Source organism: Mediterraneibacter sp. (assembly GCF_030825015.1).
Classification (GTDB): domain Bacteria; phylum Bacillota; class Clostridia; order Lachnospirales; family Lachnospiraceae; genus Mediterraneibacter.
The window spans coordinates 13,857-26,776 of sequence record NZ_JAPJQP010000007.1; the positions used below are offsets into that span (position 1 = coordinate 13,857).

The window sequence follows — 12,920 nt, forward strand, 5'->3', positions numbered from 1 at the left end:
TCGTTTATAATAGCCGTGTAACAGAAGAGTTGGCGCTGCCGTCCGCAAAAGGCGGTATGCAGTTGGGAGTGAAAACAGATGATAAAAGTAAAAGAATACAGAGGTCATATAAGAAACTGGGAAGAACTTTGCGAGAGGCTGGAGATCTCTCTTGATCTGACAAGAGAAGAGCGTGAAGAGCAGATCCTTGTGAAGGCGTATGAGACATGGGGCAATGAGATGGCGGATCATATGCATGGGATGTTTGCATTTGCGCTGTGGGATGAAGAGGAGCAAAAACTGTTTTGTCTGCGCGATCAGTTCGGAACAAAGCCGTTTTATTATTATGAGACGGCGGATGGGAACTTGTTGTATGGGACGACAATCCGGGGGATCATGGAACAGCCGGGATTCGTGAAAGAATTAAATGAAGAAATGCTTCAGCTTTATTTGAGTCTGACCTATGTGGCGGGAGAGAACACGTTTTTCCGAGGACTGAAAAAGCTGCTTCCCGGCAGATATCTTATCTGGCAGAATGGCAGACTTTCTGTCAGTCGGTACTGGATGCCGGAATTTCATCCTGATAAGAGTCGGACTTTGGAGCAGTGGGCGGATGAGATTCACAGGACGGTAGGGGAGATCATGCCGGAGGTGAAGACGAAAGAAGAGTATGCAGAATCGTTCTTATCCGGCGGCGTTGATTCTTCTTATGTATTGGCGATGTCAGATGTGGAGACAACGGATTCCTGCGGATATGAGGAAGAGCGGTTTGACGAATCGGGATTGGCGAAGCAGACGGCAGATATTTTGGGAAGAAAAAATCTCCGCTGTCTGATTACACCGGAAGAATATTTCGGTATTGTTCCATATGTGATGTATAATATGGAGCAGCCGCTGGGAGATGCTTCGGCTATCGCGTTTGCGATTGCATGCAGGGAGACGGCGAAGCATACGAAGATCTGTTATTCGGGCGAGGGTGCGGATGAATTTTTCGGCGGATATAATATGTATCGGAATGCAGAGCGATACGGAGAGAATCTGAAGACGTTTTATGTCGGCAATACGAATATCATGAAAGAAGATGAGAAGAAACGAATCTTGAAAACGTATGATCCTGATGTACTTCCGATCGAACTTGCAAGGGGCATTTACGAAGAGACGGAAGGTCTTGATCCATTGACGAAGATGTCGGATGTCGATATTCAGATTTGGCTTGAGGGGGATATTTATCTTAATGTGGATAAGATGAGTCTGGCAGCAGGACTTGAGATCCGAATGCCTCTGACCGACAGAAGGATTTTTGATATTGCGTCAAGGATGCCGTCAGAGTATAAAGTGAATGAGGAACAGAATAAAGTTGCGCTTCGTACGGCGGCGGCGAAAGTGCTTCCTGAAGAAATCGCATTTCGAAAGAAGCTTGGATTCATAGTGCCGATTCGTATTTGGATGGCTGACGAACGATACAATGCAGATGTGCGGAGGCTTTTTGCAAGTGATATCGCAGAGAAATTCTTTCATATCGATGAGATTCAGGCGATTTTCGATGAGTATGTGGGAGGCAATTCGGATAATTGGAGAAAAGTGTGGACGATCTACACATTCCTTGTATGGTATGAAGAGTATTTTGTGAAAAGATAATGGGGAGAAAGAAAAAAGTTTCTATTCATACATAAATGATGCGAGTATAATAATGTAAATTTAATAAGGGGATGCATATATATGACAACGAAGAAAAGCATCAAGAAACTATATTGCAGAATGTTTCAGCGGGTTATGAAAGCAGGTGTGTCTGTGATCCCGTGGCGTACGCCGAAACTGATGAAAGGTGCAGGCGCGATCCGGCATCTTCCGGCGGCGGTCAAGAGAAGGGGATTAAAGAAGGCGCTTGTTGTTACAGGTCCGACGCTGATCGGGCGGGGACTTCTTGACGGATTGCTTGAAGAGATGGAAGAGCAGGGTCTTTTGTATGTCATTTACAATAAGCTGGAACAAAATCCGACAGATGAGAATGTTGAAGATGCGGCGCGGCTGTTTTGGGAGAATGGTTGTGACTGTATGATCGCCGTTGGCGGGGGAGCGCCGATGGACTGTGCGAAAGCGGTCGGTGCGCGGATTGGAAGGCCGAATAAACAGATTCGGCAGATGCAGGGTTTGTTTCGGGTTGTGAAGCCGATTCCAATGTTGTTTGCGGTTCCGACAACAGCCGGATCAGGCTCGGAGACGACGATGTCGGCAGTGATTACAGAAGCCGCGGCGCATCATAAGGCAGCGATCAATGATCTGCGTTTGATGCCGAAATATGCGGTTCTTGACCCGGAGCTGACAGTGGGAGTTCCGCCGGAAGTGACGGCTGCGACAGGAATGGACGCGTTATGCCACGCCGTGGAATCGTATACAAATGATACTTATAATAGTGATACAGAGCGAGAATTGTGCAGAAAAGCAGTCAGACTGATCTATGATAATCTGATCAAAGTCTATGAAAACGGCAGTGATCTTGAAGCGAGACAAAAGATGCAGCAGGCTGCATTTTATGCTGGAAGAGCATTTACAAGAGGAGCAGTCGGGTATGTACACGCTATCGGACATGCGGTGGGAGGTTTGTACGGTACGCCTCACGCAGTGGCGATGGCAGTTCTTCTTCCGCATGTGATGCGGGCATATGGCGAAGCGGCGCATGAGAAATTGGCGGAATTAAGTGATGTGTGCAAGCTTGCTCCGACGGAAGCGCCGGACAGTGTGAAAGCGGACGCATTTATCAGGTGGATCGAGGGAATGAAAGTGCAGATGCAGATTCCGGAATATCCTGAGATGATTAAAAAAGAGGATATCAGACAGATTGCAAAATGGGCGGAAAAAGAAGCCAATCCTCTTTATCCGGTTCCTGTTATATGGAATCGCCGCGAGTTTGAAAGCTTTATCAGAGGATTGACGGGAAAAAGGAAAACGGGAGAAGATGATCTTGTTTTTTGAATGACAAACGACAATGGAAGGGAAAGGAATCTTGAAAGATGATAATCGATACACATGCGCATTATGATGATGAACAGTTTGATGAAGATCGTGAGGAGATTCTCGGACAAATGCAGGCTGCCGGAATCGGAATGATCGTGGATGCCGGTTCTACGATCTCGTCATGGGATAAGATTGTAAAGCTGACAGAACAATATCCGTTCATGTACGGCGCTGTCGGTGTTCATCCTGATGAGGTCGGAAGTCTTGATTCAATACAGTTTGCAAGGATGGAACAGCTTCTTGATAAAGAGAAGATCAAGGCGGTCGGAGAGATCGGTTTAGATTATTATTGGGATAAAGAAAATCATGATCTTCAGAAAGAGTGGTTTGTCAGGCAGCTTGGACTTGCCAGACAGAAAGAACTTCCGGTGATCATTCACAGCCGTGAAGCGGCAGCGGATACAATGAAGATCATGAAAGAATACGGTTCGGGACTGGGCGGCGTTATCCATTGTTATTCCTATTCTCTGGAGATGGCGAAAGAGTATGTAAAAATGGGATATTATATCGGAATAGGCGGCGTGGTAACTTTTAAGAATGCAAAGAAACTGAAAGAGGTCGCAAAGGAGATTCCGCTAGAGTCTATCGTGCTGGAAACAGATTGCCCGTATCTTGCTCCGGTTCCCCATAGAGGGAAGAGAAACAGTTCCCTTTATCTTCCCTATGTGGCGGAAGAGATTGCGGCGTTAAAGGGCGTTGCGGCAGAGAAAGTTATTTTGCAGACCGAAGAAAACGCGCGGAAGTTATACGGACTCTAGAGAATGAGAAAAGAAAAGGTGCGGGATGAAGAGCACAGAGAAGCAGAAATCCCGCGGAGTTTTTGAAGAGAAAAGATTTGGGAAGGAAACATATGAAAGAACCTACGCTTGGCAATCCGCAGAATACGATTGCGGTGCTTCAGAAATATAATTTTATTTTTCAAAAGAAATTCGGACAGAATTTTCTGATCGATACACATGTTTTGGATAAGATCATCCGTGCGGCAGAAATCGGAAAAGATGATCTGGTGCTTGAGATCGGTCCGGGGATTGGAACGATGACGCAGTATTTGGCGTGTGCGGCGAGGAAGGTGATCGCAGTTGAGATCGACAGAGCTTTGATTCCGATTTTGGAAGATACGCTTGACGGATATGAAAATGTGCGTGTGATCAATGAAGATGTACTCAAAGTCGATATCCGAAAGTTGGTTGAGGAAGAAAATGAAGGCAGACCGATCAAAGTTGTCGCAAACCTGCCGTATTATATTACGACGCCGATCATTATGGGGCTGTTTGAAAATCAGGTGCCGATCAAAAGTATTACAGTGATGGTGCAGAAAGAAGTGGCAGATCGGATGCAGGTCGGACCGGGCACGAAAGACTACGGCGCATTGTCTCTTGCGGTACAGTATTATGCGGAACCGTATATTGTGGCAAATGTCCCGCCAAACTGTTTTATGCCGCGGCCGAAAGTCGGATCTGCGGTGATCCGGCTGGAAAGACATGAACGCCCGCCGGTTGAAGTCAAAGATGAAAAGCTGATGTTCAGGCTCATTCGGGCATCTTTTAATCAGAGAAGGAAAACATTGGCAAATGGATTGAAAAATTCGCCGGAGATCGATTTTTCGAAAGAGGAGATCGAAAGCGCGATCGAAAAACTTGGGAAAGGTCCCAGCGTGAGAGGTGAAGCGCTGACGCTTGCAGAATTTGCTGAACTGGCAAATTATTTTTGTGAGTAGAACGGAAACTATTTACAAGATATAGAAAGTTTAAAGTTTACTAACTGCGTCTGCTTCATAAAGATTTAATAGACAGTTTATTGTATAATTCTTTTGTTTTTAGTATAATAAACAAATATACCAAAAATGAAAAGGAGGAAGTTGTATGGCAAAAAATATAGACAGCATATTTTTTGATATTACTCCGAAGATTGAAGAACTTGCTCTTAAGTGTGAGCAGAATAATGCGATCGATAAGGAATTATACACGAAGTATGAAGTGAAAAGAGGTCTCCGGGATCTGAACGGAAAAGGTGTGCTTGCCGGACTTACGAATATTTCGGATGTGTGCGCATCGAAGATTGTAGATGGGAAGTCTGTTCCGTGTGAAGGAAATCTGTATTACAGAGGTTATAATATCAAAGACCTTGTCAAAGGGTTTCTTGAGGCGGATCATTCGGGATTTGAGGAGACAGCGTATCTGCTTCTGTTCGGAGAACTTCCGAATAAAGCACAGTTGGAGGATTTTCAGAATATGATCGCGGAACGCCGTACGCTTCCTCCGAATTTTGTGCGCGATGTTATTATGAAAGCGCCCAGCCGCGATATGATGAACAGTATTACAAGAAGTATTCTTCAGCTTTATTCTTATGATGAAAAAGCGGACGATACAAGTATTCCGAACGTCCTTCGTCAGTGTCTGAACCTGATCAGTCAGTTCCCGATGCTGATGGTATATGGATATCATGCATATAATTACCGCAGAGGAGAGGATCTTTATATTTATGCGCCGAAGGCGGAACTTTCCACAGCGGAGAACATTTTGATGATGCTTCGTGAAGATCGGAAATATACGAAGCTTGAAGCAGAGATTTTGGATATGGCGCTTGTGCTCCACATGGATCACGGCGGTGGAAACAACTCAACTTTTACGACTCATGTTGTTACGTCTTCTGGGACGGATACATATTCGACGATCGCCGCTGCAATGGCGTCCCTGAAAGGACCGAAGCACGGCGGAGCGAACATCAAAGTGACACAGATGTTCGAGGATATGAAGTCTGTTTTGACAGACTGGGAAGACGAAGATCAGATTCGTGCTTATTTGGAAGCTCTGCTCGATAAGAAAGCATTTGACCGAAAGGGATTGATCTACGGTATGGGACATGCGGTTTATTCGATCTCTGATCCACGAGCTGATATCTTCAAAGGATTTGTGAAAAAGCTTGCAAAGGAAAAAGGCCATGAAGCAGAGTACGGTCTTTATGAAAAGGTAGAACGTCTTGCTCCGGCAATTATCGGAGAGAAACGAAAGATGTATAAAGGTGTTAATGCAAATGTCGATTTTTACAGCGGACTTGTGTACAGCATGCTTGATCTTCCGCCGTCATTATATACACCGATCTTTGCAGCGGCACGTATTGTAGGATGGAGCGCGCACAGACTGGAAGAGCTTAAAAACGTAGACAAGATCATACGTCCGGCATATAAACCGCTCGCGCCATACCGCGATTATATAAAATTAGATGACAGGTAAGGAAGCATCAGTGACATGAGAGACGAGTTTTATTTCCCATCAAAAGACGGTAATACAGAGATCCATACGATAGAATGGAAGCCTGAGGGCGAGGTGAAAGCAGTATTGCAGATCTGCCACGGAATGGTAGAGTATATCAAGCGATACGATGAATTTGCCGAATTTTTATGTGACAAGGGTTTCTATGTCGTGGGAAATGATCATTTGGGACACGGAAAGTCAGTACAGGCAAAATCGGAATATGGTTTTTTCAGTGAAAAATATGGTAATGCGTGTGTCCTCGGCGATATTCATACGCTTCGCCAGCGGACGATGAAGAAATATCCGAACGTTCCGTATTTTATGCTGGGACACAGTATGGGATCTTCGCTTCTGCGTCAGTATATTCAGATGTATGGGAAAGGACTGAGCGGAGCGATCATTATAGGCGTGGTTGCCGATCATAAAAAGGCGACGCTTGTGTTTGGAAAACGTCTTTGCAGATTGATGGCAGCCGTGCGGGGCTGGCATTATCGCAGTCATTTTGTAGATCGTCTGGCTGTTGGGAATTTTAATCGAAAGTTTAAGCCGTCAAGGACGCGGGCAGACTGGGTTACAAGCGACAGGGAACATTTGGATGCCTATGTATCGGATCCGCTTTGTTCCTTTGTCTTTACGGTTAACGCGTATTACAGTATGTTTTCAGGAATGATCAACATGCAGAGAAAGGAAGGCGTCTACATGATTCCGAAAGGCCTGCCGATTTTGTTTGCGGCAGGATCGGAAGATCCGGTAGGAAATTTCGGAAAAGGCGTCCGTAAAATTTATGAAAAATACAGAGCGGCGGGAATAAGAGATGTATCGCTGCGGCTCTATACCGGTGATCGGCATGAAATCTTGAATGAATCAGACAGAGAACAGGTATATGATGATTTATTTGAGTGGCTGACAGGACATATGGAAGAGAAAGTGTTATAATAGAACTGTTATTGCCGCAGAAATGCCGGTGAAATTTGATTGAAGGAGTTATCTGATATGGAATTGACAACGATTCGGGAATTATTTAAAGACAGAGAATCATATCTTGACAAAAAAGTAACTGTAGGAGGCTGGGTTCGGAGTCTTCGGGATTCGAAGACATTCGGTTTTATTGTGGTGAATGACGGTTCTTATTTTGAACCGCTTCAGATCGTATACCATGATGAGATGGAGAACTTTGCAGAGGTTTCAAAATTAAACGTAGGAGCGGCAGTAATCGTGAAAGGTACGCTTGTCGCTACTCCGCAGGCAAAACAGCCTTTTGAGATTCAGGCGGACGAAGTACAGATAGAAGGCGCGTCTGCATCGGATTATCCGCTTCAGAAGAAACGTCATTCTTTTGAATATTTGAGGACGATTTCTCATCTGCGACCGAGAACAAATACATTTCAGGCAGTATTCCGTGTGCGTTCTTTGGCGGCATATGCGATTCATAAATTCTTTCAGGAAAGAGGATTTGTGTATGTACATACACCGCTGATCACGGGAAGCGACTGCGAAGGCGCAGGAGAGATGTTCCGTGTTACGACACTTGATATGGATCAGATCCCGAAAAATGAGGATGGAGCAGTAGATTATACAAAAGATTTCTTTGGAAAAGAGACGAGCCTTACGGTGAGCGGTCAGCTTAATGGTGAGACATATGCGCAGGCGTTTAGAAGTATTTATACATTTGGACCGACATTCCGTGCGGAAAATTCAAATACGACGCGTCATGCAGCGGAATTTTGGATGATCGAACCGGAGATTGCATTTGCTGATCTTGAAGATGATATGGATCTTGCAGAATCTATGCTGAAATATGTTATTAATTATGTGATCGAGAATGCGCCGGAAGAGATGAATTTCTTTAATTCTTTTGTTGACAAGGGGCTTCTTGAAAGACTTAATAATGTTGCAAATTCAGATTTTGCCCGCGTTACTTATACAGAGGCGATCGAGATATTAGAAAAGAATAACGATAAGTTTGAATATAAGGTTTCATGGGGATGCGATTTGCAGACAGAGCATGAACGTTATTTGACGGAACAGGTATATAAACGTCCGGTATTTGTTACAGATTATCCGAAGGAAATTAAAGCGTTTTATATGAAACAAAATGATGACGGAAAAACTGTTGCTGCAGTTGACTGTCTTGTTCCGGGTATTGGTGAGATCATTGGCGGAAGTCAGAGAGAAGATGATTATGAAAAACTGCTTGCCCGTATGAACGAACTTGGTCTTGATGAGAAAGATTATGGTTTCTATCTTGACCTTAGAAAATACGGCTCTACAAGACATGCAGGTTTCGGATTGGGATTTGAGCGCTGCGTGATGTATCTGACAGGAATGTCAAATATTCGTGACGTGATTCCGTTCCCGAGAACAGTAAATAACTGCGAACTGTAGTGAGGAACGCTGTTTGCGGCGGCAGGGATAAGAGGCGTTTTCAGAGAAAGCTTTCAGAGGCTGATTAATATAAACAGATAGAGAAGAAGTGTATTATAAGGGCGCGACAGTTGTGTGGCGTCCTTTTGCTACTATATGAAAGAGGTGCGGAAAAGGAGAAATAAAAGATGAGATTTATTCATATTGCGGACGTTCATCTGGGGGCAGAACCGGAAGCGGCAGGATACAGCCAAAACAGAGGACGGGAATTGTGGGCATCGTTTGAGAATATAGTACGGATATGTGAAGCGGAGAAGACAGACCTTCTTCTTATTGCCGGAGATCTTTTTCATAGACAGCCGCTTGTGCGGGAGTTAAAAGAAGTGAATTATTTGTTTTCGGAGCTGACGCATACGAAAGTTGTGCTTATTGCAGGAAATCATGATTATATGCGGATCGATTCGAATTATCGGACTTTTAAGTGGAATAAAAATGTCTTTCCGCTGTTTGGAAAAGAGATGGAGCATATCGATTTTCCGGAATTAGAAACTGCTGTATATGGTTTCAGCTATTATGAACGGGAAATTCGAGAGCCGCTTTATAATGATGCAGAGCCGGCAGGGTTTGAGAAAAATGAAATTTTACTGGCTCATGGAGGAGATGAAACACATATTCCGTTTGACAAAAAAAGGTTGGGCAAAGCGGGATTTTCCTATATTGCGTTAGGGCACATCCATAAGCCGCAGGCGTTGGAGAAAGATCGGATGATCTATGCGGGAGCGCTTGAACCTATTGATCAGAATGACGTAGGGCAGCATGGATATGTGAAAGGAGAGATCACAAATGGAAGTACGAGAACCCACTGGATTCCATTTGCGGGAAGAGAGTATATCCATGGCAAAGTAGAAGTAGATACATTGGATACAGAAGGTAGCATAAAATCCAAAATAAAGCAACTTATAGATGAATATAGAAATAAAAACATTTATAAAATCTTTCTTAGAGGGAAAAGAGATCCAGATATCATATTCGATGTGGGATATTTGGCAGAAGATGGCTGCATTCTGGCGGTTATAGATGAGACAAGTCCGGCGTATGATTTTGAACGGCTTTATGCGGATAACAAAGAAACACTTCTCGGAAGATATATTGAAAAATTCGCAGGATGCGAAGAAGGAAGTGTAGAATATTGCGCGCTCTGTGAAGGAGTGGAAGCGCTTTTGGCGGGAAACAGAGGATAAACAATGGTAATAAGGGAGCTTTATATTAAAAATTTCGGGAAATTTTCAGAAAAGCATTTTTATTTAAAAGACGGAGTACAAGTGATCAGCGGGGAAAATGAGTTCGGAAAGACAACGCTGCATTTGTTTATAAGAGCGATGCTCTTCGGGTTGGGACGAGGCAGGGGAAGAGCGGCGGCGAAAGATGATTTTACGAAGTATGAGCCATGGGACGGCGGCAGTTATGCAGGCGTTATGCGGTTTGAATGTGGCGGGAGATGTTTCCGGCTTGAGAGGACGTTTGGAAACGGACAGAAAAGCGGGAAAAAGGTTCTTTTGATCTGTGAGGATGACGGGGAAGAACTGTCACCCGAACACGGCGACCTGGAAATGCTTTTGGGTAGTCTGACAGCAGAATTATTTGACAGCACGGTATCTGTCGGTCAGTTGAAAAGCAGACCCGGACAGGCGCTTTCCGAGGCGCTGGAGAATTACGCTGCGAATTATTACGAGACAGGCGGAGCAGATCTTGACTTAAGAGGCGCGGTGCAGACGCTGAGAGAAAAAAGAAAAAAGACAGAACGGGCAATTCGGGAAGAGCAAGAAAAAGAAGAGCGAAAAAGACAGAAGATGCTTCAGGAATGTGAATATTTAGAGCGGGATATGGAGAGCCTTCGCGGGGAATATGAAGAGAGAAGAGAAGAACTTCACTTATTGAAGAGGTCTGTAAAGATGCGGGAAGAGGAAACGAAGATCGGTACAGAAGAGACAGAAACCAGAAAAGGTCGGGGGAAACATATTCTTTTCACCGGACTTGGCGGGATTTTTGCCGGCGGGATCGGACTGCTGTGGAGTCGTTTTGCGGCGGTTCGGGCAGGAGGATTTTCCGTGTCTTTTGCAGGAATTGCAGAGATTTTGCTTTTGATCGGATTAGGGATGTGTGCGATTGGACTGTACGAGGTAAGCAAAGAACTGCGAGAACGCAAAAAGAGCAGGCAGGATAAGAAATCTGCTGCAAGAGAAGTTGATTTGAACGGGCAGATCGATCAGAATTGCCAAATGGGAGAATTACGGGAATCAAGCGAGTTGAGAGAAAAGATCCGTCAGGCGCAATGGCAGATGTCACATCTGCGATCGGAGTGGAAAGAAAAGGAGATCCGTTGTCAGAATATACAGGAACAGTGCGGTGAACGGATGGACAGTGAGATCGGAAAGAGGCTGAAAGTGCAGAGAGAAGCGCTTGAAATGGCGGAAGAGGTTCTTATACAGACGGCGAAGGAAACGTCGGACGCCACTTCGCAGAAGATGAATCTGAGAGCCTCGGAAATCTTTTCTGAGATTACGGATGGCAGATATAGAGGGCTGAAGGCCGACGCACATGAGGGGATCTCTGTTTGGGACGGCGTACGCCGTATTCCGGCGGAGCGTCTGAGCAGAGGAACATTAGAGCAGATCTATTTTGCTGTGCGGATGGCGGCGGCAGAGATGCTTCTGGAAGAACCGATGCCGCTTATCTTTGACGATGCATTTGCTTTTTATGATGATAAAAGGCTGGAATCTGTTATAAAATGGTTGAGCCGGCAGAAAAATCAGGTTATAATATTAAGTTGTCACAATAGGGAAGAAAACTTGTTGGGGCAGTTCATGTAAATGGTTAGAAAAAGGGTATTTCAGAGGTGGAAGTTTCATGAAGATAGCATTACCGCGAAAAGTAATGATAATTATAAAAAATCTGCAGCTCCACGGATACGAAGCGTATGCGGTGGGAGGTTGTGTGCGTGATTCAATCCTTGCACGAAGACCGAAGGATTGGGATATTACAACATCTGCAAGACCGGAGGAAGTCAAGAAACTGTTCAAGCGGACGGTTGACACAGGAATTGAACATGGTACGGTTACTGTTTTGCTTGGAAAAGACGGATATGAGGTTACGACTTATCGGATCGACGGCGCGTATGAAGACAGCAGGCATCCGAAGGAAGTTTTGTTTACGAACAGACTGGAGGAAGATCTTCGCCGCAGAGATTTTACGATCAATGCGATGGCATATAATGATGAAGTACGTTTGGTGGACGTATTTGGAGGAATGCAGGATCTTAATCATCATTTGATTCGGTGTGTCGGAGAGCCGAAAGAACGATTTTCTGAAGATGCACTTCGGATCTTGCGGGCGGTACGGTTTTCTGCTCAGCTTAATTTCCCGATCGAGTCGAAAACGGCTGCTGCGGTCAGAGAACTTGCGCCGACATTGGAACATATCAGCGCAGAGCGAATACAGGCAGAACTTGTAAAACTTCTTGTGTCGGCACACCCGGAGCGGATACAGGATGCATATGAATTGGGGATTACAAGGGTGATCCTCCCGGAGTGGGATGCGATGGAAGGCGTGGCGCAGAATACCCCACATCATAAGTATGATGTGGCTCAACATACGCTTCATGCATTGAAGTATGTGAAACGGAACAAGATCCTACGTCTTACGATGCTGTTTCATGATATGGGAAAACCGGCGAGAAAGACAACGGATGAGAACGGAAGGGATCATTTTAAAGGGCATGCGCTTGTAAGTGAAGTGATTGCCCGTGATGTGATGCAGAGACTGAAGTTTGATAATGACACGATCAAGAAAGTGACCCGGCTTGTCTGCTTTCATGATTATCGGGTGGAAGCGACTCCGGCAAACGTACGGCGGGCAATGAACCGGATCGGCGTCGATCTGTTCCCGTATTATCTGGCGGTTCGGCTGGCGGATGTGAAGGCGCAGAGTTCGTACAGAAGGCGGGAGAAGATCGAGAATATTGTTGCCATGAGAAAGTATTATCAGGAGGCAATCATAAAGGAAGAATGTGTGACGCTTAGACAGCTTGCCGTTGGTGGAAGAGATCTGATGGCGCTTGGCATGAAACCCGGAGTTGAGATCGGAAGAATGTTAAGTGAACTGCTTGAATATGTCATTGATCATCCGGAAGAAAATGATAAGAAAAAATTGTGTGAATATGTAAACAAAAAAATATCTCAGAAGAACGAAAACAACTGATAGAAAGATCAGAAAAGAATGGTTATAATCGCCCTCTGTTGTTCATACATT

The 12,920-nt window shown here is 44.9% G+C and carries 10 protein-coding genes; all 10 read left to right on the forward strand.

All coding sequences use genetic code 11. The annotated features are described in order from the left end of the window. The first annotated feature begins 78 nt into the window (after positions 1 to 78). A complete protein-coding gene (gene asnB / locus RCH61_RS05070) occupies positions 79 to 1,617 on the forward strand; it encodes an asparagine synthase (glutamine-hydrolyzing) (protein WP_178007787.1) in 1,539 nt (512 codons plus the stop codon). 81 nt (positions 1,618 to 1,698) lie between these two features. Further along, on the forward strand, positions 1,699 to 2,952 hold the full coding sequence (locus RCH61_RS05075) for an iron-containing alcohol dehydrogenase (protein ID WP_178007785.1): 1,254 nt from the start codon (positions 1,699 to 1,701) through the stop codon (positions 2,950 to 2,952). Between the two features lie 38 nt (positions 2,953 to 2,990). After that, positions 2,991 to 3,752 (forward strand): TatD family hydrolase, encoded by a 762-nt coding sequence (locus tag RCH61_RS05080; RefSeq protein WP_178007783.1) that lies wholly within the window; start codon positions 2,991 to 2,993, stop codon positions 3,750 to 3,752. A gap of 92 nt (positions 3,753 to 3,844) precedes the next feature. Then, positions 3,845 to 4,711, forward strand: a complete 867-nt coding sequence (gene rsmA, locus RCH61_RS05085) for a 16S rRNA (adenine(1518)-N(6)/adenine(1519)-N(6))-dimethyltransferase RsmA (protein ID WP_178007781.1) — start codon at positions 3,845 to 3,847, stop codon at positions 4,709 to 4,711. 145 nt (positions 4,712 to 4,856) lie between these two features. Further along, entirely contained in the window at positions 4,857 to 6,227 is a 1,371-nt protein-coding gene (locus RCH61_RS05090) for a citrate/2-methylcitrate synthase (protein ID WP_178007779.1), read from the forward strand. A gap of 15 nt (positions 6,228 to 6,242) precedes the next feature. Then, positions 6,243 to 7,184 carry an alpha/beta fold hydrolase gene (locus tag RCH61_RS05095; protein WP_178007777.1) on the forward strand — a complete coding sequence of 314 codons (942 nt, stop codon included), beginning with the start codon at positions 6,243 to 6,245 and terminating at the stop codon, positions 7,182 to 7,184. Positions 7,185 to 7,241: 57 nt separating this feature from the next. Beyond that, entirely contained in the window at positions 7,242 to 8,633 is a 1,392-nt protein-coding gene (asnS, locus tag RCH61_RS05100) for an asparagine--tRNA ligase (protein ID WP_178007776.1), read from the forward strand. A gap of 167 nt (positions 8,634 to 8,800) precedes the next feature. Beyond that, the gene (locus RCH61_RS05105) at positions 8,801 to 9,853 is read left to right on the forward strand and encodes a metallophosphoesterase family protein (RefSeq protein ID WP_178007774.1); all 1,053 of its coding nucleotides are present in this window, start codon (positions 8,801 to 8,803) and stop codon (positions 9,851 to 9,853) included. A 3-nt stretch (positions 9,854 to 9,856) separates the two neighbouring features. After that, on the forward strand, positions 9,857 to 11,482 hold the full coding sequence (locus RCH61_RS05110) for an ATP-binding protein (protein ID WP_178007772.1): 1,626 nt from the start codon (positions 9,857 to 9,859) through the stop codon (positions 11,480 to 11,482). Between the two features lie 37 nt (positions 11,483 to 11,519). After that, positions 11,520 to 12,869, forward strand: a complete 1,350-nt coding sequence (locus RCH61_RS05115) for a CCA tRNA nucleotidyltransferase (RefSeq protein ID WP_178007770.1) — start codon at positions 11,520 to 11,522, stop codon at positions 12,867 to 12,869. Positions 12,870 to 12,920 lie beyond the last annotated feature (51 nt).